16 protein-coding genes are annotated in these 25,371 nt (G+C 59.3%); 8 read left to right on the top strand and 8 right to left on the bottom strand.

Annotated elements, in window-relative coordinates; genetic code table 11:
• The first annotated feature begins 80 nt into the window (after nt 1-80).
• From EII11_RS04605 to lacZ, 3 genes are read left to right on the top strand one after another with little or no spacing between them, the layout of a single operon-like run.
• A complete protein-coding gene (locus tag EII11_RS04605; RefSeq protein ID WP_124869289.1) occupies nt 81-1,007 on the top strand; it encodes a carbohydrate ABC transporter permease in 927 nt (308 codons plus the stop codon).
• Entirely contained in the window at nt 991-1,809 is an 819-nt protein-coding gene (locus EII11_RS04610) for a carbohydrate ABC transporter permease (protein WP_240623061.1), read from the top strand. The genes EII11_RS04605 and EII11_RS04610 overlap by 17 nt, the downstream gene beginning before the upstream one ends.
• A complete protein-coding gene (lacZ, locus tag EII11_RS04615; RefSeq protein ID WP_124869291.1) occupies nt 1,806-5,117 on the top strand; it encodes a beta-galactosidase, LacZ type in 3,312 nt (1,103 codons plus the stop codon). Before EII11_RS04610 ends, lacZ begins: the two co-directional genes overlap by 4 nt.
• 126 nt (nt 5,118-5,243) lie before the next feature.
• Here lacZ and pgi read toward each other — a convergent pair whose 3' ends face one another.
• Nucleotides 5,244-6,920, bottom strand: coding sequence for a glucose-6-phosphate isomerase (pgi, locus tag EII11_RS04620; RefSeq protein WP_124869293.1), 1,677 nt, complete (start codon nt 6,918-6,920; stop codon nt 5,244-5,246).
• 217 nt (nt 6,921-7,137) lie between these two features.
• Between pgi and EII11_RS04625 the strand changes: the two genes are divergently transcribed.
• On the top strand, nt 7,138-8,184 hold the full coding sequence (locus tag EII11_RS04625) for an acyltransferase family protein (RefSeq protein WP_124869296.1): 1,047 nt from the start codon (nt 7,138-7,140) through the stop codon (nt 8,182-8,184).
• Between the two features lie 99 nt (nt 8,185-8,283).
• On the opposite strand, the gene EII11_RS04630 is transcribed toward EII11_RS04625, so the two are convergent.
• Complete coding sequence (locus tag EII11_RS04630) at nt 8,284-10,614, bottom strand: 6-phosphofructokinase (RefSeq protein WP_276310954.1); 2,331 nt, start codon at nt 10,612-10,614, stop codon at nt 8,284-8,286.
• A gap of 243 nt (nt 10,615-10,857) precedes the next feature.
• Here EII11_RS04630 and EII11_RS04635 point away from each other — a divergent pair, with 243 nt between their 5' ends.
• A complete protein-coding gene (locus tag EII11_RS04635) occupies nt 10,858-11,712 on the top strand; it encodes a TetR/AcrR family transcriptional regulator (protein WP_124869299.1) in 855 nt (284 codons plus the stop codon).
• Nucleotides 11,713-11,847: 135 nt separating this feature from the next.
• On the opposite strand, the gene EII11_RS04640 is transcribed toward EII11_RS04635, so the two are convergent.
• Entirely contained in the window at nt 11,848-13,173 is a 1,326-nt protein-coding gene (locus EII11_RS04640) for a dicarboxylate/amino acid:cation symporter (protein ID WP_124869302.1), read from the bottom strand.
• A gap of 193 nt (nt 13,174-13,366) precedes the next feature.
• Here EII11_RS04640 and lysX point away from each other — a divergent pair, with 193 nt between their 5' ends.
• From lysX to EII11_RS04655, 3 genes are read left to right on the top strand one after another with little or no spacing between them, the layout of a single operon-like run.
• Nucleotides 13,367-16,807, top strand: a complete 3,441-nt coding sequence (gene lysX, locus EII11_RS04645) for a bifunctional lysylphosphatidylglycerol synthetase/lysine--tRNA ligase LysX (RefSeq protein WP_165867064.1) — start codon at nt 13,367-13,369, stop codon at nt 16,805-16,807.
• Nucleotides 16,797-17,624, top strand: coding sequence for a DUF998 domain-containing protein (locus EII11_RS04650; protein WP_124869309.1), 828 nt, complete (start codon nt 16,797-16,799; stop codon nt 17,622-17,624). The genes lysX and EII11_RS04650 overlap by 11 nt, the downstream gene beginning before the upstream one ends.
• 47 nt (nt 17,625-17,671) lie before the next feature.
• Nucleotides 17,672-18,757: an alpha/beta fold hydrolase gene (locus EII11_RS04655; protein ID WP_124869312.1), complete on the top strand. Its 1,086-nt coding sequence runs from the start codon at nt 17,672-17,674 to the stop codon at nt 18,755-18,757.
• Between the two features lie 18 nt (nt 18,758-18,775).
• Here EII11_RS04655 and EII11_RS04660 read toward each other — a convergent pair whose 3' ends face one another.
• The 5 genes from EII11_RS04660 to EII11_RS04680 all read right to left on the bottom strand — a co-directional run bounded on the left by EII11_RS04660 (nt 18,776) and on the right by EII11_RS04680 (nt 25,113).
• Complete coding sequence (locus EII11_RS04660) at nt 18,776-21,184, bottom strand: transglutaminase-like domain-containing protein (protein ID WP_124869315.1); 2,409 nt, start codon at nt 21,182-21,184, stop codon at nt 18,776-18,778.
• Nucleotides 21,185-21,288: 104 nt separating this feature from the next.
• Complete coding sequence (locus EII11_RS04665; protein ID WP_124869318.1) at nt 21,289-22,974, bottom strand: family 20 glycosylhydrolase; 1,686 nt, start codon at nt 22,972-22,974, stop codon at nt 21,289-21,291.
• Between the two features lie 18 nt (nt 22,975-22,992).
• The gene (locus EII11_RS04670; protein ID WP_165867065.1) at nt 22,993-23,301 is read right to left on the bottom strand and encodes a hypothetical protein; all 309 of its coding nucleotides are present in this window, start codon (nt 23,299-23,301) and stop codon (nt 22,993-22,995) included.
• A gap of 216 nt (nt 23,302-23,517) precedes the next feature.
• Entirely contained in the window at nt 23,518-24,735 is a 1,218-nt protein-coding gene (locus EII11_RS04675) for an NADP-dependent isocitrate dehydrogenase (RefSeq protein WP_124869323.1), read from the bottom strand.
• Between the two features lie 78 nt (nt 24,736-24,813).
• Nucleotides 24,814-25,113 (bottom strand): DUF3017 domain-containing protein, encoded by a 300-nt coding sequence (locus EII11_RS04680; protein ID WP_165867066.1) that lies wholly within the window; start codon nt 25,111-25,113, stop codon nt 24,814-24,816.
• Between the last annotated feature and the right edge of the window lie 258 nt (nt 25,114-25,371).

A 25,371-nucleotide genomic window follows, 5' to 3' on the forward strand; every position in this document is an offset into this window, starting at 1 on the left:
TCAGGGCACCCGCTTCTCAGGAGCCCCTGCTCTCAGGACATCTGGCTTAGTTTCCTTCTCACCTCCATCGGAGACCTCATATGAGCACAGCGACCCCAGGCGCCTCCAGGTCACTACTGCCTTCCCGCGCCTCTCTCAACCGCAAGCGAAACCTCGTGGGCTGGGCCTTCCTCATGCCCGCCACCATCCTCATCACCGTGATGAGTTTCTACCCCATGGTGCAGGCCTTCCTCCTGTCAATGAAGACAGGCCGAGGCTCCCGACTCAGCTTTGCTGACCCACTGTGGTTCAACTACGAAAGGCTCATGGGGGACGAAATCTTCCTCATGACCTTGAAAAACACCTTCATCTACCTCATCATCCAGGTGCCCATCATGCTGGTCCTGGCCCTGATCCTGGCGGTGCTGCTCAACAATCCCACCCTCAAGTGGAAAAGCATGTGGAGAACCGCCATCTTCCTGCCCTGCGCGGTTTCCCTCGTCTCCTACTCCCTGGTGTTTCGCACCATGTTCGCCACCGACGGTTTCGTCAACGACGTCCTCATGAGCATTGGATTCATTGACTCCCCCGTTAACTGGCTGGGCCAACCCGACACCGCACGATTCGTCATCATCCTGGGTCTGCTGTGGCGCTGGACCGGCTACAACATGGTGTTCTTCCTAGCCGGCCTGCAAACCATTGACCGCTCCACCCTTGAAGCCGCCCGCATTGACGGCGCCGGCCCCTTCAAAACCTTCTGGTATGTGACTGTTCCGCAGCTTAAGCCAATGATCCTTCTGACCGCGATCATGTCCACCAATGGCACCTTGCAGCTCTTCGACGAGTCCTGGAACCTGACCAAGGGCGGCCCCGCCTACACGTCGATGACCATGTCCCACTACCTCTACGAGCTCTCCTTCCTGAAGAACCCCAATTTCGGCTATGCGGCCGCCATCTCCTATGTGATTTTGATTCTGGTAGCCATCTTGGCATTCATCCAAATGAAGGTCGGTGACAAGCGTGACTAAGTACCTGCGCCAAATCCCCGGATACCTGACCCTGACGATCTTCTCAATCTTCTCGGTATTCCCCCTGTACTACATGGCTGTCAGCGCTACCCACACCAGCCAAGACGTGCTGGCCTCTCATATGCTCCCGGGTAGTAACCTCCTGGCAAACTTCTCAGACCTGCTTGCCCAGCAAGATGTCGCCTCCGCCATGTGGTACTCAGCGGTCAACGCTATCCTCGCCACCGTCTTTTCCCTCGCCGTATGTTCCATCGCTGGCTACGGCTTCGAAATCTACCACTCGCGCGGCAAAGACCTGCTCATGTCGATCCTGCTGCTGGCCATGATGATCCCCTTCGCGGCCACAATGATCCCCCTGTTCCAGCTCTTCGCCAAGAACGGTCTGGTGAACTCCATCTGGGCGGTCATCCTTCCCACCATCGCCACCCCGTTCCTTATCCTCCTTTTCCGCCAAGCCTCGCGTTCCTTCCCTCATGAAGTTCTTGAAGCTGCGCGTCTTGACGGGCTCAGCGAGATCGCAATCTTTGCACGCATCTACATCCCCACCATGCGCTCGACCTACGCTGCGGCAGCGGTCATCACCTTCATGGCAGCGTGGAATAACTTCCTGTGGCCGCGTGTCATCTTGGTCGACAACGCCTACCAAACCATGCCCATGCTGATCTCCAACCTGTCCGCTGGTTACACCACGAACTACGGCGTGCTCATGCTCGCGGTCCTTATCGCGTCACTGCCCGCCATGGTCGTCTTCCTTATCCTGCAGCGCGCCTTCACCGAGGGCATTACAGGAGCAATCAAATGACCTCTCACCGCGATCCCTCCTCCCCTCTCGCCCTTCTCCACCCGTCAGAGCAACGTGGCCTGACAGACCCCAGCTACTACGCTGAGGGCACCCTCCTTCCCCACTCGGACCACCTGTATTACGCCTCCCGCGACGAGGCCGACGCAGGCGCCTCGTCGTTCATCCGCTCCCTGAACGGCACATGGAAGTTCCACTACGCCCCCTCCCCCACGCTTATTCCCACAGGGTGTGAGTCCCCTGAGTTCGACCACAGTTCCTGGGATGACCTGCCCGTTCCTGCCCACATTCAACTGCACGGCTACGACCGCCCCCAGTACGTCAATACCCAGTACCCCTGGGATGGCAACGAGGATGTGCCCCGCGATCACGCACCCGTCGATTTCAATCCTGTGGGGTGTTACGCCACGACTTTCGAGGGCGGCCTCAACGGCACAGATCGCGTGAGCATTGTGTTCCACGGCGTGGAAAGTGCCTTCTCACTGTGGCTGAATGGCCGCTTCGTGGGCTGGGCAACCGATGGTTTCACGCCTTCAGAGTTCGATCTGACTGATCTGCTGGTGCCGGGCACCAATACGTTAGTCGTCAAGGTGTTCAAGTGGTCGGCTCAATCCTGGATTGAGGACCAGGATTTCTTCCGATTCAGCGGGATCTTCCGCGATGTGGAGCTGCGCCTACGCCCGCGAGCGCATGTAGAGGATCTACAGGTTCTCACCCCCGTGGAGTGGGGCGAGGATGATGCCGTGCGCGCCCGTATTCTCCTGGCTCTGACAGTGCAGGGCGAGGGCGAGGCGCGCGTCCATTGTGAGGGGGTGGGTGAGGCCGCGTTGATTTCGGCTGAGGAGGCTCACGCTGCTGGACTGCTGTCGCAGGTGGCGGCTGCGTCGGCCTTGCCGGAAGCGATCCCCAGCGCGCCAGTGCCCACCCGCACGCTCTTCTACGCGCTTGACCTCGACACCCCGCACCTGTGGAGCGAGGAGGACCCGCACCTCTACGCGCTGCACATTACCGTGGCCGCCTCTGACGGACAGGTCTGCGAGTATGTGCGCCAACCCGTGGGCGTGCGCCGCTTTGAGAGCGCTGACGGCCTGCTGCTGCTTAATGGCAAACGACTGGTGTTCCGCGGGGTGAACCGGCACGAGTTTGGTCCGCAGGGTCGCGTCATGGACGAGGCTGCCATCCGTGCTGACCTGCTGGCGATCAAGGCTTACGGGCTGAACGCGGTGCGCACAAGCCACTACCCCAATAGCAGTAGCTTCTACCGTCTGTGTGATGAGCTGGGCCTGTATGTCATTGATGAAATGAACCTTGAATCCCACGGGTTGTGGGATGAGATCCGTTTCCATGACCTGCCTCTTTCACAGGCCACCCCAGGGGATCGCCCGCAATGGACTCACACCCTGCTGTCGCGGGCGCGTTCCATGCTCATGCGTGATCGCAACCATCCGAGCATCCTCATGTGGTCATGTGGAAATGAGTCCTTGGGTGGTGGGAACCTGCTGGCCGTTGCCGACTACTTCCGCAGCGTTGATGGGCGCCTGGTTCATTACGAGGGCGTGCACTATGACCCGCGTCTGCCTGACACAACGGATGTTACCTCGCAGATGTACACCAGTGCGGCTGACATTGAAGAGCACCTCCGCACTCATCGTGAGAAGCCGTTTATCCTCTGCGAGTTCGCCCACACGATGGGGAACTCTTTTGGCGCGGTGGATAAGTACATGGATCTTGCCCGCACTGAGCCTTTGTTCCACGGTGCGTTCATCTGGGATTTCGCTGACCAGGCTCTACCTGCTCGTGATCGTTTTGGGCGGGCCTATGACGCTTACGGTGGCGATTTTGGGGATCGCCCCCACGATGGCGACTTCAGTGGAAATGGCATCTTTTACGCTGATCACACGCCCAAGCCGTTCATGCAGGCTGTTCAGCATGTGTATCAGCGTCTGCGTACGCGCATTGATGAGAATGCCTTCACGGTCACGAACGAGTACCTTTTCACTTCCTCGGCTGCTTTTGACTGTGAGCTGAGGCTCGCTCGCGAAGGCCAGGTCATTGCTCAGACAACGGTTGCCACAGATGTTGCCCCTGAAAGTACGCGCACCTATCCCCTGCCCTGGTCGCTGGTGGAGAAAATGGCCGACGCTAGCGACGTACCACACACTGGCGGCAGCGGTGTTGGCGATGGTCGCGGCAGCATTGGCAGCGAGTACACGGTGACTGTCACTTGGCGTACCCGCACAACCTCGCCCTGGGCTGAGGCTGGTCACGCTGTGGCGTGGGATCAGCAGGTCTTTACGCTCACGCAGGCGGCCTCTGGCGAAGAAGCCTCCACCACAGCCTCCTCATTCCCCCAGAGCACCACCGCCTCTCACCCGCTGCGCGTCATTGAGGGTATTCACAACATTGGTGTTCAAGGTGAAGGATTTGCCCTGCTCTTTTCTCGGGTCAGCGGCCAGCTTGTCTCCTTCCGTGTGGAGGATTCGCAGGCAGGCCCTCACTCCCCTCGTGAGCTGCTCACCCGCCCACCCCACGCCAACTTCTGGCATGCGCCCACTTCCAATGAACGAGGCTGGGGCGCCCCCGCAGAGGACGGCCAGTGGCTGCTTGCCAGCCGCTACGCCACTCTACGCGGCGGTATTGACGGCTTGAACGTGGAGCACGGCGAGCACAGCGTGACGGTGCGCGCCACCTTCGACCTGGCCACGCGGCCGACCTCGTCCTGCAGTATCGACTACGAGGTCTGGGCCGACGGCCGGGTAGAGGTCACCCAGCGTCTGACGCCGAGCACAGACATGGGCACCCCACCAGAGTTCGGCATGCTCTTCCAGATTCCAGCCGACTACTCCCGCCTACGCTGGTATGGGCACGGCCCCGCTGAATCCTATGTTGACCGCCAGCAGGGGGCTCTGCTGGATGTGTGGGAATCGACCGTGAGCGAACAATTCGCCCGATACATTCGCCCGCAAGAATGTGGCTCTCACACGCAGGTCCGTTGGGCAACCCTGAGTGACGCGGACGGTGTTGGCATCGGCTTTTCCTGCGAGGGTTGGCCGGTTCGGGGGCGCAGCGAGCTTGACACGCCCGTGTTCGGGATGGAGTTTTCTGCCCTGCCGTGGAGCCCCTTCGAGGTCGAGAACGCCACCCATCCCACTGAGCTGCCACCCGCCCACTCCACCTGGGTGCGCCCGGCCCTGATGCGTCGAGGGGTGGGCGGTGACAACTCCTGGGGAGCCCGCACCCATCCCGAATACTGCCTGCCAGCGGGAGAGGAACTGATTTTCCGCTTCTCCTTCTGGCCGGTCACACCGTGAACACCTGACTCAACGGCGCGTTAGGTGTTCATGTTACGAAGCGGCCGCCTCCCCTCCTGTCACTCTCCGGGGAAGCGGCCGCTTCGTTATGACATTCGCTCAGCTACAGTGCCTCGCTCAATGCTGTCAGCCTCGATGCTTGCGGTAGTACTCAATGAGGGCGCGGGTCGACTGATCCTGCGCTGCCAGAGCAGCGGCGTCGCCCTCAATAGCGGGCATAATCTGCTTTGCCAGGACCTTGCCCAACTCCACGCCCCACTGGTCGAAGGAATCAATGCCCCACACTGCACCCTGAACGAAGGTGATGTGCTCGTACAGGGCAATGAGCTGGCCCAGCACTGAGGGGGTCAGTGAGGGAGCCATAATCGAGGTGGTGGGGCGGTTGCCGGTGAACACGCGGGCAGAGACGATCTCTTCAGCGGTGCCTTCCGCGCGCACCTCCTCTGAGGTCTTGCCGAAAGCCAGAGCCTTCGTTTGGGCCAGGAAGTTCGACAGGAACAACTCGTGCATGTCAGCGTCGCCGTCAGCCAGCGGCCATGCCGGGTTAGCAAAAGCAATGAAGTCGGCGGGAACCATGCGGGTGCCCTGGTGGATAAGCTGGTAGAAAGCGTGCTGGCCGTTCGTGCCAGGCTCACCCCAGAAGACTTCGCCGGTGTCGTAGGTGACGGGGGTGCCGTCGCGGCGCACGGACTTGCCGTTGGACTCCATGGTGAGCTGCTGCAGGTAGGCCGGGAAGCGGTGCAGGTACTGGGAGTAGGGCAGGACGGCGTGGGTGTCAGCGCCCAGGAAGTTGCCGTACCAGACGTTGAGCAGGCCCATAATAAGCGGAACGTTCTCACGGGCGGGAGCCTCGGCAAAGTGGCGGTCCATTGCGTGGAAGCCAGCCAGGAAGTCAGCGAAACCTTCGGGGCCAATCGCAATGGCGAGGGCGGTGCCGACGGCGGAGTCCACCGAGTAGCGGCCGCCCACCCAGTTCCAGAAGCCAAAAGCGTTGGCGGGATCAATACCGAACTCAGCGACCTTATCGAGGGCGGTGGACACGGCCACGAAGTGCTTTGAGATCGCTTCAGCGGTGGAAGCCTCGTCGGTGGCCAGGCCGCGCTCACGCAGCGCGTTGAGGAACCATTCGCGCACGACCTTGGCGTTGGTGATGGTCTCCAGGGTGGTGAAGGTCTTGGAGGCGACGATAACCAGCGTGGTTTCCGGGTCAAGGTCCTTGGTGGTTTCGCCAGCGTCGGTGGGGTCGATGTTGGAGATGAAGCGGCACTTCAGGCCCTCTTGAACGTAGGGGGCAAGAGCCTCGTAGGCCATGACGGGACCCAGGTCGGAGCCGCCGATACCAACGTTGACAACGGTTTCCACGGGCTTGCCGGTGATGCCCACCCATTCGCCGCTGCGGACGCGCTCAGCGAAGGCATACATCTTGGCCAGCTCAGCGTGAACGTCTGCGATGGCATCCTGACCGTCAACCATGAGCGTGTCGGTGGCGGGACGACGCAGCGCGGTGTGGAGGACGGCGCGGTCTTCGGTGACGTTAATGTGTTCGCCGGCGTACATGGCGTCACGCAGCTGGGCAACATTGGTCTGTTCGGCTAGAGCAAGAAGGTCGTCGAGGACGTCCTCGTCAATGAGGTTCTTGGAGAGGTCAACGTAGAGGTCGGCGGCGCTGAGCGTCCACTTCTGGGTGCGCTGAGGGTCGGCGGCAAACCATTCGCGCAGGTCAGGGTCGAAGGTGTCGGCACGCAGGTCGAGGGCCTCCCACGCGGGGGTCATGGTTGGGTCAATGGGGGTGAGGTCACTCATGCTGAGTCTTCTCCTACTGTCCGGTGCGCCTATCGTTTCTCCAAGGCACGCATACTGTTCAAGGGTAGCGCTCAGCGCGCCCGACCGCGATTGGCCTGTGCGGGTTTTGTTCGCAAAAGGACGATATTGGCGCTTCGTATCGGGCGTCTGTGCTCCCTCGGAGGTATTTTTCGTTGAATAGCCGCGCCTGTCGCCTTAGGACCGTTACACTGCACCTGTGAGTACCCGTGACGCAACCCTTGACATTGCTAAAGGCTTAGCGATTATTGCCATTGTTGTTGGCCATGTCCTGCGTGGCCTTGGTAATGCTGGCATTGTCGTCAAAGACGGGGGTGGGTATCTGCTCGCGGATCGGGCGATCTATTCCTTCCACTTGGCGGTATTCGCTGTTGCGGCTGGCCTGCTGGTAGCGGGCGCTGTTGATCGACGAGGCGTTGGCCCCTACCTGCGGCATCGTCTGGTGACCTTCACCTGGCTGTACGTCCTGTGGAGCCTGCCTCTAGGCGCGTTGCAGGTGGTGTTTTCTGGCAGTGTCAACCACGGGAAAGATTGGGCGACAGTCCTGAACCTATCTCAACCTCAGAATCACATGTGGTTTTTTCCGTGGATTGCTGTGTGCAGTCTGGTTGTTGCCCTGTGGCGTCCATGGTTGACGAGGGCGAGGGCGGCGTGTGCGGTCCTCGTTTCTATGGCGCTGAGCCTAGCGGCCTGGGGCTGGTTTGGGCCCGTCATTTTCTTACAGGGGCACGGTTTAACAGCGTTCTTTGTCATCGCTGCCTGCGTGGGCCTTTCTGCTTTCCAGCGGCTGCGCGGAAGGCTCGGCGTGTGGCATGAGCTGCCTGTGTTTCTTGCCGCCACGGTGGCCTGGCTGCTTCTCATGGTGATGACTCCTGCTGCAGGTCCCACCTATTCGAAGTTAGAGCGGACGGTTCCCAATATTGCGGTGAGTGTGCTCGCAACCTGCCTGGGTGTCGGGGCTGTTGTTGCTGCCTCTGCTCTGCTTTCGCGCGTGGCAGTAGTCTCTGAGACCTTGGCCTATGTTGGCGTACATTCTTTGGAGATTTTCCTTGCTCACACCCTGGCCACGGCCGGGGTACGCATTGCCTTGTCGAAGATCGGCCTGACAGACCCCATACTTCATCTTCTGCTGGGAACTATTGCAGGTGTGGTTGTGCCCCTGGCGCTGTGGGGGCTGACCAGGCGCTACCTTCCGTGGCTGTGGCAGGCACCAAAGATCTGGACCCAAGCGCCGCTCAGCCGTTGACGCACCTCGTAAAACCTCATGTACGTCTGAGCGTTTTATGTACACGGCACACCACGTACATAAAACGCTCAGACGTACACATCGGCACAATATAAGCGCTCAGTGCTTGATGCTCTCCGCGTCGGCAATATGCACCGGCATCAACTCAGCTTGGCTGTTTTGCAGTGACACTGCCTCAAGCACCGGGCGAAGATCCATCCACCACTGGTTGTAGGGGCGGCGGTTGACCAGGTCAAGGTCCTCATCCATGCGTTCAACTGGTCGAGCTTCAATATGATTGCCCACCATGCCGATGTAGACGGCCGCGGCTTTGCCTTGCTCGAATTGATCTTCAAGGTAGCCCAGCGCCTTATAGACCAGTCGGGTTGCAAGCAGACGGTCATACGGTGAAGGCGCCCCACCTTGCTGGAGGTGGCCAAGGGCTTGGTGGCGAACGTCGAAGAGGCCTTCACCAACGGCTCCGAAGGCAGTGGCAAGGAAATCTCGATCATAGTGGGGGGAAACCCCTTCGTTGACCAGCACCAGGAAGAGGCGACGTCCAGCTTCAAAGGCCGCACGCAGAGTGCGGGCATCGTCGTCAATCTTGGATAGAGATGCGGGTTCCTCGTTGAGGTAAGCGTATTCTGCGCCGCTGGCCAGGCCAGACATAAGGGTCAGGTAGCCGCAGCGACGTCCCATCATTTCTGCAACGAAGCAGCGCCGTGAGGCGGCAGCCGATTCCTTGATGCGGTCCAAGGCCCACACGGCGTTGTTGAGCGCGGTGTCGGCGCCAATGGACAGTTCAGAACCGGGAAGGTTGTTGTCGATGGAAGCCGGAACAAGAACCATGGGGATGCGGAATGCCGGGTAGCGGTCGCGTTCGGCGGTGAGTTCGCGGACGGATAGGTAGGCGTTGAGGCCGCCGATGACGAGCAGGGCATCAATGTCATTGCGTTCGATGGCCCGACCCAGCGAGTAGAACTCTTCAATGGTGGGCACCGGCCTGCGGGTGCCAAGTTCGGCGCCGCCTTGGAAAGCCCAGCCTTCAACGTCGCGCCATTCAAGTTCACGGACGCGGTTGTCAGCAAGGCCAGCCCAGGAACCGTCAATGCCGAGCATCGTCCATCCGCGTGCGATTCCAAGGCGCACAGCGGCGCGCGCCGCAGTGTTCATACCGGGGGCGAGGCCTCCTGCGTGGAGGATTGCAACGCGGGCGCCTCGTTGGAGGGGGCCGCCGTGCAGGTCGGTGAGCTGCTCAGGGAGGCCATCGGTACGCGTCTGCTCATTGGTGGGAGCAGGGGGTTCGGAGAGAATCTGGTTGATGGCGTACATCGTCGTGAAGGACGATCCGCGCGCCTCTTGAGCGGCAGTGTAGTTTCCGTCTGCGATGTAGCCCTTCACTGCGCGGGTGGCGAGGACGGCTTCCATGAGGGGGATGCGCGTAATGCGGTTGTGTCGCACGCCCAGGATGCAGGGGTTGTTGTCGAGGCTGCCGGTGAGGATTTCTTGAACGGCAGCGTAGCCAAGGAGGGTGGACATCCAACGGTCGTAGGCTGAGGGAGAGCCACCTCGTTGGACGTGGCCAAGGATCGTGATACGGGCATCTTGGCCGGTGCGGTCTTTGAGCGCTGCCGCAATGCGGGTTGCGCTCATGGCCTCGCCAGCCTGGTCGGCCGCTCCTTCAGCAACGAGGATGATGGATTCGCGGCGGCCTGCTTCTCGCCCTCGGGCGAGCTTGTCGCACATGTCGTCTTCCCAGCCCGGGCCTGCGGGGGCCTCTGGGGTGAAGACGTAGTCGGCGCCTCCTGCTACGGCTGCCATGAGGGGCAGGTATCCGCAGAAACGCCCCATGACTTCAACGATGAAGGTGCGTTGGTGGGAGGCTGCGGTGGAGGTAATTTGGTCCATTGCGTCGACGATGCGGTGCAGGGCGGTGTCTGCGCCGATGGTCATGTCGGTTCCGACCATGTCGTTGTCGATGGAGCCTACGAGGGCAACGACGGAAAGCGTCGAGTGTTTTTCTGCGGTTTCAGCGTCGATGACGCCTTCGTCGCGCAGTTCTGCAACGTGTTGGGACCATTCGCTGCGGAACTCGTCTGTGCCGGTCAGGGAGCCGTCACCGCCGATAACGACGAGTCGGTCGATACCTCGTTCAAGGAGGTGTTTGGCTGCGCGGTGTCGCCCTTCGTAGTCGCGGAACTCAGGGCATCGGGCGGTGCCGATGACGGTCCCGCCAGCAGGGAGGATATTGGACACGTCAGACCATGCCATTTCACGGATGGAGTCTCCTCCTGCGACGGCTCCGGCCCATCCTTCAAGGATGGCAAAGGGGTGTGCGCCGTGGGCAAGGGCTGAGCGTACGACGGCTCGCACGGCAGCGTTCATGCCTTGCGCGTCGCCTCCAGAGGTGAGGATGCCGATTTTAATATCCGCGTATTGGGAACCCGCCACAGAAGTGTTTCCTTCCAAAAATGGGCGAGGCGGAGCGCCTCACCGCACTACAGTCCTCCAGTTTAGTGCGCTCAAGCCACGATGGGGAGTGGAGGCGACTCCGCGTTATTCGGTCTCGTCCTTTGTCACATCCGGGCGTCGTCTTCCACTCTTTAACACTCTGGTAAAATACAGGGTTGCATCGAGTGTACGAGCCGCCGGCGGCCTCGCCGGATTCACGGTGAACAAGAGAGCCGCACTGTCATGACCACCGACCCCAATATCCCCGCTCCGCAGATTTCCCAGCGCCTTCACAAGGTCCGAAAACTTCAAGAGCAAGAAGCGTCAGAGCGCCGCGCGGACACTCAACGACGCCTCATTGAAGCAGGCCGCCAGATTATCGCCGAACACGGAGTGGGGGGAACTTCAGTCAATCTCATCACCTCCAGGGCTGGCTTCACCCGTGGAGCTTTCTACTCCAACTTCACCGATATGGACCACTTCGTGCGGATGGTCATCCGCAATGAGTGGAAACGTACCCTCTCACGGGCTTACACCGCTTTGCGAGGCAGTGACACCACTGTTCAAGGGCTTGGCTTCGATGAGGATCCCTCACTTGAGACTGCTCAGCACATTCCTGATCAGGTCGACAGCGATAAGGTCATTGCCGGGCTTCATGCCGCGACCGAAAGTTTCTTTCGTGAGAGCGAGGCTTGCGCACACGTTGACGGGAAGGAACGCTTCACTGAACTGGCAACCCGTATTCTGGGTGCCCTCCCTCAGGACCGGGAAACCCTGTTGCTGTGGACAAGCATCAGCAACTACCTGGTGCGCTGCGCAGACCCCTCCCACTCAACCATTGTTGCCTTCCGCAATTTCCGCCAGGGTATTGATCTCTTCGTTGAATCAACCTTGGAGCGCCTTGACCTTGAGTGTGTTGTCAGCGCTAGTGACGTCGTCGATCTCGTAGTGTCTCTTGGTTTGCGTTCGATCCGCAATGATCTGATTGGCACCACTGACAGTAATCACGTTTCAGCCATTGCTGATGGTCATTCCTCTTTAGCGGCGCGCGTTTTCCCGCTGATCTTGCCTCTTGTGGTTCATCGGAGGCACGACTGAGGGATCTGCACCGCCGGTGAAGAGACAGCGCGGCATGACCGCGCGTTTCTCTTTACGCGGCTTCGAAGTCTCTTGAAAAAGTGCGGGCGCGCCGTTGTCGGCGCGCCCACACTAATGTTGGAGACGAAGATGGTGTCAGGCAGAGGTGCCGTTCACCTTAGCGGAGGCTTCAAGTTCCTCAGCCGTCACAACGCCTTCGACGGAAACCTGATCAAGGTAGGCCATGCCGTCAAAAGAAAGCTCGCGAGCATTCTCAGGGTGGGCTTCTACGCCCAGACGCCCATCAGCCATCTTGTCAACGACCAGGGCGATAGCACCGTCACCGGTGACGTTGGTGGCTGTGCCAAAGGAATCAAGGGCAATGTAGGTGGCGATCATGAGGGCCACATTCGCCTCGTTGAAGCCAAGCATGGAGGCCAGAAGGCCGGTGGCGGCAACGATAGCGCCACCAGGAACGCCGGGGGCTGCAACCATCGTAATGCCCAGCATGAAGATGAAGCCCACCCACTGCGTAGCGGTCACTTCAATGCCTTGGGTGTAAACGATAGCGAATGCGAAGGCAAAGATCTTCGAGGTTGAGCCAGCCAGGTGGATGGTGGCGCACAGCGGCACGGTGAAGGAGGCAACGGCCTCGGAAACACCGTTCTTACGCACCTGACGCAAAGTAACAGGGATCGTTGCAGCGGACGAGGAAGTGCCCAGCGCCGTCAGGTAAGCGGGGAGCATCGTCACCAGGGCCTTGATGGGGTTGGTACGAGCGTAGGCTCCAGCAAGGAGGTACTGGGTCAGGAGGATAACAACCTCAAGTGCGAGAACAACAAGCACCACCGTGACAAGAGTCTGCATGATCGCCCATGCCTCGCCGGTGTAGGTGAGGTTGAGGAAGATACCAAAGATGTGGATCGGCAGCAGGGGGATAATGACGCGCTCAATGAGTGCCTTGATGATTGCGCGGAACTCGATAAAGCCCTTGCGTAGAACGCCACGAGGCACCATAGACAGGCCGATGCCAATGACGAAGGAAAGTAGCAGCGCCGTCATCACGCCAACGGGAGCCTGCATTTCAATAACGAAGAAAGGCGAGAGGGCGGAGCCTGGTTCGGCAACTTCACTCAAGCTTGAGGGGTCAAGAAGCACAGGGAAGAGCGTTGCGCAGGCAAGGTAGGTGATGAAACCGGCAAAGAGGGTGGAACCGTAAGCGATCGCTGCGGTGATGCCCAGCCATTTTCCAGCGCCTCGTCCCAGGTCAGCGATGGCTGGGGTGACCAGACCAATGATGATCAGGGGAATCGAGAAGGAAAGGAATTGTCCGAAAACAGCCGAGAAGGTGGCGAAGATTCGTCCGACCGCTTCGGGGACAAGGGGATTGCCTCCGACGGTAACTGATCCGAGGACGAGTGCCAGAACAATCGCCAGAAGCACCCATACGAGGATGCCACCTTTTGCGAGGACAGCGCGCATATCAGGATTCCTTGAGATTTCCAGATGTAATGAATGAGTACCTTCAGCCTTCACGGCTTCTTTCACTTTGTCGACGACCGCCACATGGTGAGACATCCGATCTGCCCACATTCACACTCCTATTCACCCTTCACCACGGGAGTCAATGCAATATGGTGAGACTGAAAGACTGATGAGCACCGGAAGATCACGCATGGATAAGGCCCTCACGCTTCACTCCCTCAAAACCTCCATTAAGAACGCACTTCCCGATTGGATCGGATGGATGTGCTTCATTGCAGCAGGTTGGAGCGTTATTGAACTCGCCCTCGCCGCATTTCCTAACACTCTGGTTGACACCGTTGGTACTGTTTTCGACCTTTTCAATGTCATTCACGGCCCGTCGCTCTTCCTTGCAGGGCTCATGTTCATCATCGGAACCGCAGCTTTTCGCCGCAAGCGCTTCATCGTCCTCCTCCTGACCGTTATCCAAGCTATCGTTCTTGTTACTAACGCTCTCTTCCTTGCTTTTGTTGGTATCGACGCCATTGAGGACGTACCCACAAGTTTCATCATCCAGGTGTGGGCGAATAGTGCGATCAGCATTGGCCTCGTTGCATTGATTATCTGGGCACGCTCGTCCTTCCCAGCTCCCGTCCATGCACGTTCAGCTCGAACCGCCTTCATCCGCCTGCTTGTTGGATCAGGCATCGTCTTAGTCACGGCTTTCATCACCACCTGGCTTTTCCCCGGCAACCTCAAGAGCGCTGGCGCGAAAGCTCTGTGGGCCATTCAGTCAGCCACCGGTTACTCCTCGCTTATCAGCAGTGCAGAGCTTCCCGCAGGGGGAAATCTCCTTCTCGCGTCCCTCCTTTCCCTCGCCTCGTTAATCGTCCTTGTTGTCTCCCTTCACGGATTCCTACGCGCTCAGGGCGTTCCGCCCCGAAACGACGCTGAAGACCAGCGCCTGCACTACCTGCTTGCCCATTTCCCGGCAGACTCCTTGGACTATTTCGCCACCGGCAACCGTCGCGCTGTCATTTTCAGTCCCGATTCTCAGGCGGCCGTTTCCTACGCGGTGTCCTCTGGTGTTGCCATGGCCGGTGGCGATCCCATTGGCGACCCAGCCAGTTGGGATGCTGCCATCAGCACGTGGATGAAAGCCATGTACGCCCAGGGCCTCACTCCGGGGGTCATGTCTACCTCCGAGCGAGGCGCGCGTGCCTACAAGAACGCTGGTTTTACACTGCGGGCAATGGGCGACGAAGCTGTTATCGAGGTACCTCTATTCACCCTGAATGAGGCAAGTATGCGTCCACTTGCCGCCGCTAAACGACGCGTGGCACGCGCTGGGGTGAAGATCGCCTGCCGCCCTCTTTCCTCCATCAGCGACGAGGAACTCGCGACCTTGAGTTCTCAAGCTGCCCTCTTCCGGGAGGGGGATGAACGCGGTTTCTCGATGGCTCTTGATCGCATGATGAATCGCTTGGATGCCAGTCAGATGATTGTGACAGCTCACGCGCCTAATGGGGAGTTGGAAGGCATGCTCACCTTCGTTCCCTGGGGTCGTAAGGGCTTGTCCTTGAATCTCATGCGCCGTAATCCTGACAGCACCAATGGTGTCATTGAAGCAATGGTGCTTGCCCTCATTGATCTGTGCCGCGATTCGAATATCGACCGCATCTCCTTAAACTTCGCCATGTTCCGCAATGCTTTCATTGAAGGCAACGCTGTTGACGCCACTTGGGGGCAGCGCCTCCTACGCCGTGTCATGATGCTTGCCTCACGGGTATGGCAACTTGAATCCCTTTACGAGGCCAACGCGCGTTACAACCCGACGTGGACAACTCGCTACCTGGGATTCCTCTCTCCCGCTCACCTGACGGCGACCCTCATCGCCGCTGCCCGCCTGGAAGGCTTCCTGCCCGCGTGGGGTGAACCCACCCCCGAACTGCCAACCTGGTTGGGGAATCGTGAGCACGCGGCAACCATTTCGACCTTCTATGCTGATGCGGCACAGGTAGCGCTTCCTCCGCAACGTTTGAACGATCAGCAGCACACGCGCCACGCTAAAGCTCAACGCCTCATGGAAGCAGGAATGGATCCCTATCCGCCGGGCGTTCCAGGCATGGCCCCCACAGCTTTGGCCTCGATTATTGCCACCCCGGAGTCTCATCTGAAAGAACCCACAACATGCCACGCTCGCGTTGGCGCTCGCAGGCATCACGGTGGACTACGTTTCATGGATCTTTTCGACGGAAAAGCCACTCTTCAAGCTCACTTCGCTGCTGATACAACCCAACGCTACGAGCTCCTAAATCTGGTAGACGTCGGTGACCTCATTGAGGTCGTGGGGAACTTGGGCCACTCCAACACCGGTGAACTCACCCTTTTTGTCACGTCATGGCGGATGCTTGCCAAGACGCTACGCCCAGTGAACCCGCCGCAGCAATACGTTGATCGTACGACGCTGGCACGCCATCGGAGCGCGGAACTCATCAACCAGCCACGCTCTCTTGAGCTTTTGCGAATGCGCTCGCGGGCGACCTCTGCGATTCGTGAGTTCCTCAACGAACGCGGCTATCTCGAAGTGGAAACCCCGATCCTCCACGCGGTCAAGGGGGGTGCGAATGCTCGGCCCTTCGTCACCCATCTCAACGCCTATAACTCTCAGGTGACTCTGCGTATCGCGCCCGAACTCTACCTCAAGCGCCTGATGGTCGCCGGAATGACAGCGGTCTACGAAATAGGTCGCTCCTTCCGCAATGAAGGCGTGGACCGCACGCATAATCCCGAGTTCACCTCCCTTGAGGCTTACGAGGCTGGCGCCGACTACACCGTCATGCGTGAACTCACCGAGTCCCTCATCCGAGCGGCTGCACGCACAATTCACGGACGTGAGGTCGTGTGGCAACCTCGGGAAGTGGTGGAGCGTTTCATTGCCAACCCCCTGCCTGACTCACCCGCCCTGCACACCACCGATACCCTCCCCCACGATGCCCCTCATGATGGCAAGCAGGCGATGATGTCCGCCGCGCAGTGGGCAACCCACCGTGAAGTTTTTACCGAGGCCGCTCACCTGGTCGAGGTCGACCTTTCTGCGCCGTGGCCCGTGATGAGCGTCTGTGAGGGAATCTCGCGTGCGACTGGCCGCTTCGTCAGTATGGATTCTTCAGCCGAAGCCCTCCACGCCCTCTGCCGTGATCAGGGAGTTGACGTCCCCGCTGATGCGACTGTGGCGTCCATGATCAATGAACTCTATGAAGAGCTCGTTGAGCCTCGCACCGGTTATCCCACCTTCTACACGGATTTCCCCGCCGAGGTGTGCCCCCTGACTCGGATCCACCGTGAGGACCCGCGCCTGGCGGAACGCTGGGATTTAGTGGCTTTCGGCATGGAAATCGGAACCGCCTACACCGAACTTACTGACCCGCGCGACCAGCGTGAGCGTTTCCTCGCCCAATCCCTTGCTGCCGCTGCGGGGGATCCTGAAGCCATGAGTGTCGACGGCGAGTTCCTCGATAGTTTGGAGCTGGGAATGGCTCCAACAGGAGGTATGGGAATGGGTGTGGATCGTATGGCCATGCTCCTATGCGGCACTGATATTCGAGACGTTATTGCCTTCCCATTTGTGAGGCCCCTCAATGACAACTAAGACTGTTCCTGCTTCGTGCCGCCGCACGATTGTTTTCGCGTCACTGCTTCTCTTTTTCGGTGCCCTGGCCTACAACAACTGGGCCCTCAGCCCGACCTACAATCCTGAGTTGCCGGCTGCCTCGGCCTTCGTGTCAGAGTACTCTGTCCCCTCCGAGCCGCACTCTGCGATCTTTAGAGGGATGGACGCAGCTTCGGGCGTACTCGTGGCGATCGCAACGTTGATGGTCGGTGCGCACCGGCATCTCCTGCGCGTCTCAGGACGCGTGACGCGCTATATGGCGCCTCCCGAGGGGTGGAGTATTCTCGCGTGGTTGGGCGCTCTCCTTTTCGGGATCGCTACTCTTGCTGATGCGATCTTCCCCATGACCTGCACGCTCTCCACGCTCTCCCCCGCAGAAGCTGCAGCCCCTCCCTGCGTGGGCCCTTTGGCTTCAGCCCATGACATCACCTCGACCTTAGCTGGCGCGGGTGCGATCATCGCCCTTGTCGCAACGACACTGCTTCTTGGCCGCTACTACGGCAAGTCCTGGCATCGTGCGCCTATGATGTGGGCGTTTATTCTTCTTGCCCTCTGCCACGTAGTGAGTGCGTCCTACACCTTCGTTGCTGCCCTGATGCCAGGCCTGCCTTTCCTGGGATATGTCCAGCGTCTGTCAATCGCTGCTCTATCGTTGTGGGCAATCCTTATGGTGCTCACTCCAACCGGGCGTGCTCTGTTGGAGGGCCGCCATCGGGTTGCTTCCCAGTCGCTCTCTCATGTTCTTATCCGCGCGACTGGCCAGACTGCTCCCTCTCCTGAACCCGCACGCACCTAGAAGTAGACCCATGACCAGTTTTAGCGCCCCTGTTACGGGAGACTGACATGGATTCCGTGTCCCGTCTTCACCACTGGGCGCGCGCTCGTCAGCGTGTAAAGATCGGCCCACGTACGCTGACAGTGCTCGATACTGGAGTACCGGCCCCGCCCTTAAGGTCCTGTGAGCGGGACGCGGTTCTTATCCTCTCGGGTGTTGCCGTCCCCTGGCTGGATTGGGTGGACGTCTTGTCCCTCCTGAGTCCTACCCAGCGCGTGATCCTCGTCGAGCGGGAGGGACTGGAGGGAGCGGGACCAATCGGTGAGGGCCCGGTTGTCTCCTTGCCTTCCTCGTCCGAAGGCACCGCCGCGTCCGACGACCCTGCCATGTCCGAGCGCCCCTCCACCTCCGAAGGCATCGCCACCCCCGAAGGTCTCTCCCCTTCGGGGCTGCCGTCTCTGTTTGACGAGGCCACCGCCCTTGTCGGACTCCTTGATGCCTACCAGATTAGGCGGGTGCGCATACTTGCTCATTCAATGGGGGCCTTCATTGGCGAGGCTTTTGCCCGTCTCTTTCCCGATCGCTGCGAGCTTCTGGTTTTCGCGGATGGCTCCTGTGTGAACGAGTCTGACCTCCCCGCGCAAGCCTCTCCCTCGCCTGTTGTTGAGTGTCCTCGGGCAGGAGTCCTTGAACGCTTCACTGCGTATTGGACGAGGTACGCGTGGGCGCGTTCCTGTGTCGCCCGTTTACTGTGGTGGCCGCGCCGTCGAGGTCTGGCAACGCTTCCTCCCGGGACGGAGCGCGCCCTCGCTCTTGAACTTTTCACTGATGAGCGTTTCATTCGTGCGACAGTGCGCGAAATGAGCATCTATCGCCTGTGGGCCGATGAAGTGGTGACCCTTGCGCGTGCTTTTCCTCTGCGATCAGAGCTGCGGGTGCTTGTGGCAACCCGACATCGGGTGTTCCAGGACCCGTGGGTTCGACAACAGCGTGCGCGCTTTGAGGCTCGCAATGCCGAGATCGCGCGGCATCAGCACTCTAGCAGCAGGCAGATACAGAATTCCTTTGAGGTTCTTTCTGCTTCACATTTGCTGATGCGCGACAACCCCGAGCTTGTTGCCTCTGCGGTCAGCAGGTGCCACGAAGCGTCCTAGACGCAGCTCAACAGGGTCCTACGAGGATGATGTATCGGACGGGCGGCGGAGGATAAGGACTGTCACACCTGCACCCACGCACAGGGCGAAAATGGCAACCGCCTTCGCTACATGGGCTCCGGTTTCAGCAAGAAGATCGACGCTAGGTGGCTGGGTGGAGCTGGGCTTTACAGCGCTTACTGGGCTCTTCTTCAGATCCGGGTAGGCGGCTACCTTCACCGGCATCTTCAATGTTTTTCCTGTGGTGCCGATAGCCAAAACCGTGTGCTCGCCAGGTGTGAAGTCATTGGGGATGGTCCAGGTGACCTTAGCGATACCCATGGAATCGGCGCGTACTAAGCCCATTGTCTTGCTGCCGGCATTCATGACGAAGGTGACAACCTCGTTGGAGGCATAGCCCGAGGCAACTACTGTCATCGTCGCCCCTGGAGACAAGGTCAGGTCGGTGGTCAAACCGATCTTTTCAATTCCCGCACCGAGTTCGGCCGGGTTGATCTTCCCCTCGACAACGGTACTTTCAAGAGTGCTGGGCGCATTTGGAGTTTCGGGCTTCTTCAGCGGAGAGTTCTCGGCCGGGGGAAGCTGCGCAGGTGGCACCGTGAGAGTTTCAAGGCCGTTTTCCCAGGCGTTAATAGCACTTTGAAGATTCGAGCTGCCAGCGTTACTGAGGGCCTCGTTGATCCTGTCCTGGGCATTGCCTGTTCCAGCATTCGGGCCGGGAGTGGACGGCTCCGGGGTTGAGGGTGCTTGCGGTGCAGGCAATGTCGTGTCTGCCCTGGCAGGAGGTTCAGGAGCCGGGGGATTCTCAGGTGTTGACGGCTTTTCCGGTGTTGAGGGCTTCTCGGGTGTTGAGGGGGTGTCAGGCGTTGCTGGTGGCTCAGAAGGAGCAGCAGGGCCCGGTGTTGTTCCGGCAGAACCAGCCGACCCGTCAGCGCCCGGCGCCTTGGGTTGTTCGGGCGTATCTGGAGACTGGCCTGATGGTGGTGTTGAGGGGGCATCCGTGCCGGTCCCTGTCGAAGGATCAGAGATGTCGGCAGCAGATTCACTGAAGCGAAAGCCCCGCTCGTTGGCGTAGGTTTCGATCAGCGACCCTTTCTTGCCGACAAGGGTCACCTTCGGGACATCGACGTAGGCAAAAGCATCGGGAGCTACAGCCGAGACTGTCTCAGGGAAAATGACCTGACGAAGAGAGGGAAGGATATTGAAGGATTGTGCCGGAACCGCTGTAATTCCTTCTTCAAGGACAACCGTCGTCAGCGCAAGCCTTTGAGCGATGGAATCCTGCGCCAGAACGGCTTTTCCGTTGACGACGAGGCGCGTCATGCCGCCGGGGATTGCCCGAAGAGAGGAGAAATCCTTGGTGTAGAGGGCACCCTCGTAAGAGGCGTAGGTGGGATTGTCAGCGTGTACCTTGAGGGTCTTGAGTGCAGGAGCGGCAAAGGCGATCTTTTCATCGAAAGAAGTTGTCGCCTGGGGCAGGGTAAACGATGTCGCGGGTGCGGCAATAGGGTAGGCGATCAATCGTGTGCGATCGGCAGAAAATAGCGCGCACTCGTGATCACTCAAGTGCGTGTTTCCCTCAGCAACGTGGAAACAGGTAAGTGTGCCTGTGCCAGCATGTGTGTCGACGCGCGTAATCGAAGCAGGCAGGGTGATGGATTCAAGTCCCTGGCTTGAGAACAGCTCGTGTGACAGGGCTACGACGGGCATGTCTTTGAGAAGGCTGGGCACTTCGAGCGTTTTCGCACGCTCTACGTCACTCACGCCCTTGAGTGCGACGCCTTGCGCATAACCATAGTGGTACGGTCCATCCGCCACTGTCACGTCATGGATTGTGTCAGTCGCATGATCGGCAGAGAAGTCTTCCAGGCTTTTGCGGAAATAGCCTGTTCCAAGGGCAGCATCGGAATGGAAGTATTCACCACCGATAAAGAGGATGTTCCACTGATGTGGAGTCTGCTGCACTGTGCCGGTCACTAGTGCGTTAGGGATTCCAGCGACGTCCAGCATCGCTTTGTAGAGATTGGAGTACCCCCGAGCACTGGCGACGCGCTTGGCGAGCACCTCGGCAGGGGTGAATGCAGCTACTTCCCCATCGCGGGCTGGACGTACATTAGCCACAATCCACGCGTGGATTTTCTGCGCCTGCGCGTTCGGCTCGCCAATTCCTGCGATGATCTGAGTGTGCACCATCTCTTTGAGTGCTGCGCGGTCCTCAGCAGAGTAGTTTCCCAGCAGCGGGCTGGAATCGCTGATTCCAGCGGGCGGAAGTTCACGGAGGAAGTGCAGCGCATCACGATTGGCAATAAGGCGAGGGTGAGTAGCGCTCGCATCAGGTCCCTCATGCGCGTAAGCGGACAGAGGGGTAAGAAGGGCAGCGCTGAAGGCCACGGCGAAGGCCGAGGCCCCAATGAGAAGTCTCTTCATTGCTCACAATCCTGCGCAATAGACGCACTTGTTAGGGGAATCTCCTCTCCGACACTACCAGTTCCGACAAGGGCGCACACCCCTTTTGGGAGAACATTTACCCCTCACTTCGTCACAGATGCTCGCTTGCAAAAATCCTCCCACTGGCGCAAGCCTTGGGGAGTCCACGCGACCTCCGCAATCGCCATCAAACGAGGAAAGATCAGAAAAGCAGCATCCTGAGGACCACGCACAGTTTCACTCCACAAACATGCCTCGATACCCGTAATGTGCTCCTGGAGTGGTAGTGGGAACACCTCATATGGATCCCACTCATAGGCCTGTCGGGTCGGCAAACCTTCCGCGCACGCCCAGGTCAAGCCAAGGACATCGTCAACTTGTACCTTTTGGTCAAGATACACATGGCGAGCGTCAGAGTTGATGATACGCAGCTTACGCTCGCCTGCAGCTTCCATAAGGCGGCTAACCTCCCCTGCCGCACCGTAATTCCATAGTTGGACACTGTCCGTGGGCGCTTCCAAAGACATCGCGCCTTCTTGCCACACGGTAACGCGCTCGAAACCGCAGGCTTTCGCTTGGGCAACCACGCGGGCAACGACCTCGTCGTAGGCATCTTGACCAAGGGTTCGAAGCATTTTCAAGGCTTCATCGCCACCGACATGCAGGTGCTCGCCCCCGAAGATCTCGCGCACCTGCCTCATCACATGGCGGGTAAAACGCCAGGTATCGTCGTTGTTGAAATCAAGGTAGGAATGACCCACCTGCCAGCGCGTCCATGGGGGCACCCCCTGCCCCTGATCGTGGGTCGAGGCGCCCGCAGTGGCCAGGTGCGGTAGAGCGTGTAAGACGACGTGGTTGTGACCCGGAAACTCCAGCTCAGGCACAAGACGAACGTGCAAGTGAGCGGCGTAGGTGACGAGGTCGCGCAGCTCCTCTTGCGTGTAGTAGCCGGGGATCCCTGCCGTGATGCTCTCAAATCCGGCATTCATGGCAAGCACTTCGCTCATGGCTGCACCCGGTAGGTCAAAACCAGGATCGGTGCCGGGATTGCACGCGCTTAAACCACCAATCCGATGCAGAGCGGTGTAGTCCGTAGAGTCCGCAGGTTCACGCCCGTCGTTGGTGATTTCGATGCGCCACCCTTGGTCGTCAACAAGGTGAAGGTGAAGGACATTGAGTTTGAGTATGGCAGTCGCGCGAATAAGATCGCGCAGCGCCTCAAGTGGAAGGAATGAGCGGGCCACGTCAATCATGAGGCCCCGGTGGGGGAATCGTGGAGAGTCCTCAACGACGCAGCCTTCACAGAGCAGCCCCGCGCCTGCAAGCGCTGCGAGGGTCAGCCCACCGTAGAAGAATCCCGTGGGTGTTGCCGCTTCAATCTGCACGTAGAGTCCGTCGTCCCAGCCGTTAGCAGGAGGCACTTTGTCGGCCGGTAGGCATGTGATGCGGTAGGCCTCAGCGCAGCATGTCGGGTCGGTGAGGGCGGCAACCTTTAGTGGAGTGCGCACCCCTTTGCCGCCGCTGGATGTGGGCGATACGAGTTGGGTTCCCTCGTCATTCCATCCACGCAGGCGTAGTGCTGCGATTATTTCGCGCCCGCCCTGGGCGTCTGTTGGCGCCTTGATATGCGTTTCACTCTTAGCGCCTGTTTCGAGAGCTGGCCTCTCCTGCAGCGCCCATATCCTCTGGTGGCTCGTGGGTGCGCTGTCAGATAGGCCTGTAATGGAGGCTGGAAGGGGAACGAGGCCGCAACCTGACAGAGCATCTGTAAAGACGGTGGTGGAGGTCAAGGTGCAGCTCCTTTGCTATCAGATCTCCATGTCGGCTTTGAAACGCGACACCTTCCATAGGATAAACGCACTGATCAGGCAACCTCCAGCGAGGTTAAGCGAGAAGAGCCCGGGCAGATAGAAGGAGAGCGTCACCAGAGGCCCTTGCGGAACATCGGGCGGGTAGGGCAGGGCATGTGCGGCTGCACCGATGTAGGTCAGGATTGTCGCCAAGGCAAAGTGGCACAGGACGATAGCGAGGCCAATCCATAGGAGGATGGTGGCGAGCTTACGGTAGTGGAACGCGTTGAGCATGGCGGGCTCCTCTCCGGGTGAACGACGCGTCATTGCTTCGTTATTTGTCAGAATATGGGATAAAAATAGCCCGCGCAATACCCTCCGCGCGAAAGGTGCCACTGCTAGTGCTCGCCAGCACTTTCAATCGACACGGTACTGCCCGATTTGCACGGCATCTTCACGCACTATGCCTTTTACACTCGGGGCGGCGCCGCTTTCCTCAAGCGCCGCCGCCCCAAGTTTGTTCGCCTTTCAGCGCCGAAAAGATCAGCTCAGGCGCTTTTGCAGATTCTCATCCAGAGCTGCAAGGAACTCTTCAGTGGTCAGCCACGGCTGATCCTTACCCACGAGCAGCGCCAGATCCTTGGTCATCTGACCGGCTTCGACCGTTTTAATGACGACGTCTTCCAGGGTATGAGCAAACTCAGTCACCTCAGGGGTGTTGTCGAGCATACCGCGGTGGGCCAGGCCTCGGGTCCAGGCAAAAATTGAGGCGATGGGGTTGGTGGAGGTGGGCTTGCCCTGCTGATGCTGGCGGTAGTGTCGGGTCACGGTGCCGTGGGCTGCCTCGGCCTCAAGGGTGCGGCCATCTGGGGTCATGAGGACAGAGGTCATCAGGCCGAGTGAGCCGAATCCTTGGGCAACAATGTCGGATTGAACGTCACCGTCATAGTTCTTGCAGGCCCAGACGTAGCCACCTTCCCACTTGAGGGCAGAGGCCACCATGTCATCAATAAGGCGGTGCTCGTAGTGCAGGCCTGCGGCTTCAAATTGTTCCTTGTATTCGCGCTCGTAGACCTCTTGGAAGATGTCCTTGAACTGGCCGTCGTAGGCCTTAAGGATGGTGTTCTTGGTGGAGAGATAAACCGGGTAGCCGCGCTTGAGGCCGTAGGCAAAGGAGGCTCGGGCAAACTCAGTGATGGATTCATTGAAGTTATACATGCCCATGGCGACGCCGCCTTCTTCGGGGATGCGCACCACCTCGTGAACGATGGGCTCGGAGCCGTCTTCAGGGGTGTAGGTCAGGGTAATGGTGCCAGCACCAGGGAGTTTAAGGTCGGTGGCGCGGTACTGGTCGCCGAAGGCATGTCGACCGACAACGATCGGTTGGGTCCAGCCGGGTACGAGGCGGGGGATGTTGTCAATAATGATCGGTTCGCGGAAGATGACACCGCCGAGGATATTGCGGATGGTGCCATTGGGTGAGCGCCACATCTTCTTGAGGCCAAATTCTTCGACGCGGGCCTCGTCTGGCGTAATGGTGGCACATTTGACACCCACGCCGTGCTCTTTGATGGCATTGGCTGCATCAATGGTGACCTGGTCGTCGGTAGCGTCACGGTTTTGGATGGACAGATCGTAGTAGCGCAGGTCAACATCCAGGTAGGGGTGGATGAGGCGGTCTTTGATGAACTGCCAGATAATACGGGTCATTTCGTCGCCGTCGAGTTCGACAACAGGGCCGACAACCTTGATCTTCGCCATTGATGCTCCTCGGTTGAGATAGGACGCGGGGCATGAGCCCCCACACGCCCCCTAGATTACTCGATATCGAGATATCTGTCAGGGAGCCGCCACATTGACGTAGGGCGAAAAGTAGACAATAGTCGCCGCGAGAAGCAAAAGAACCGTCACATCAGCAACGCGATTACGCGAGGAAAACCACGGCCGCCCTGGAATAAAAGCACGCAGAAGAGCAACAAGGGCCAATAGTGCAGCAACCATAAGAACAGCGGCGCGCACCCAGGACAGCAGAGCGAAAAGCACAACACACGCCACCCCCACAGCGACCACAGCAATCGTCACCAAACGTGCGACACGTTGATGAGGGGGCGCAGGCGGGAGAAATGACCGTTTTTCCATCGGAATTGAGTCTATCACCGCTCCCAAAAGGGCCCTTCGCGCAGGACCTCGATAGGCCCTAGTTCCCTTGCTTCTGACAATCGCTGAAAAACCCCACAACTTTGAGCGTTTTCACTTTCGATATGACCAGAACCGCAAACTAAACGACGCTCAGGGGCGATATTATGGAGGCGTTGTGACCACACCGGCCGCACCTCGACGCCCACACATTGGCACGCCGAGGACTCACGTCCTACGCATCACACCCTACGCAAAGGA

The organism is Schaalia canis (genome assembly GCF_003858455.1).
Taxonomy (GTDB): Bacteria; Actinomycetota; Actinomycetes; order Actinomycetales; family Actinomycetaceae; genus Pauljensenia; species Pauljensenia canis.

Excerpts from the sequence above, each read along its gene's own strand:
- EII11_RS04605 (WP_124869289.1), top strand. The coding sequence starts at position 81 with ATGAGCACAGCGACCCCAGGCGCCTCCAGGTCACTACTGCCTTCCCGC.
- EII11_RS04680 (WP_165867066.1), bottom strand. The coding sequence starts at position 25,113 with ATGGAAAAACGGTCATTTCTCCCGCCTGCGCCCCCTCATCAACGTGTC.
- lysX (WP_165867064.1), top strand. The coding sequence starts at position 13,367 with ATGGATAAGGCCCTCACGCTTCACTCCCTCAAAACCTCCATTAAGAAC.
- lacZ (WP_124869291.1), top strand. The coding sequence starts at position 1,806 with ATGACCTCTCACCGCGATCCCTCCTCCCCTCTCGCCCTTCTCCACCCG.
- EII11_RS04660 (WP_124869315.1), bottom strand. The coding sequence starts at position 21,184 with ATGAAGAGACTTCTCATTGGGGCCTCGGCCTTCGCCGTGGCCTTCAGC.
- EII11_RS04655 (WP_124869312.1), top strand. The coding sequence starts at position 17,672 with ATGGATTCCGTGTCCCGTCTTCACCACTGGGCGCGCGCTCGTCAGCGT.
- EII11_RS04640 (WP_124869302.1), bottom strand. The coding sequence starts at position 13,173 with ATGCGCGCTGTCCTCGCAAAAGGTGGCATCCTCGTATGGGTGCTTCTG.
- EII11_RS04635 (WP_124869299.1), top strand. The coding sequence starts at position 10,858 with ATGACCACCGACCCCAATATCCCCGCTCCGCAGATTTCCCAGCGCCTT.
- pgi (WP_124869293.1), bottom strand. The coding sequence starts at position 6,920 with ATGAGTGACCTCACCCCCATTGACCCAACCATGACCCCCGCGTGGGAG.
- EII11_RS04670 (WP_165867065.1), bottom strand. The coding sequence starts at position 23,301 with ATGACGCGTCGTTCACCCGGAGAGGAGCCCGCCATGCTCAACGCGTTC.
- EII11_RS04650 (WP_124869309.1), top strand. The coding sequence starts at position 16,797 with ATGACAACTAAGACTGTTCCTGCTTCGTGCCGCCGCACGATTGTTTTC.
- EII11_RS04675 (WP_124869323.1), bottom strand. The coding sequence starts at position 24,735 with ATGGCGAAGATCAAGGTTGTCGGCCCTGTTGTCGAACTCGACGGCGAC.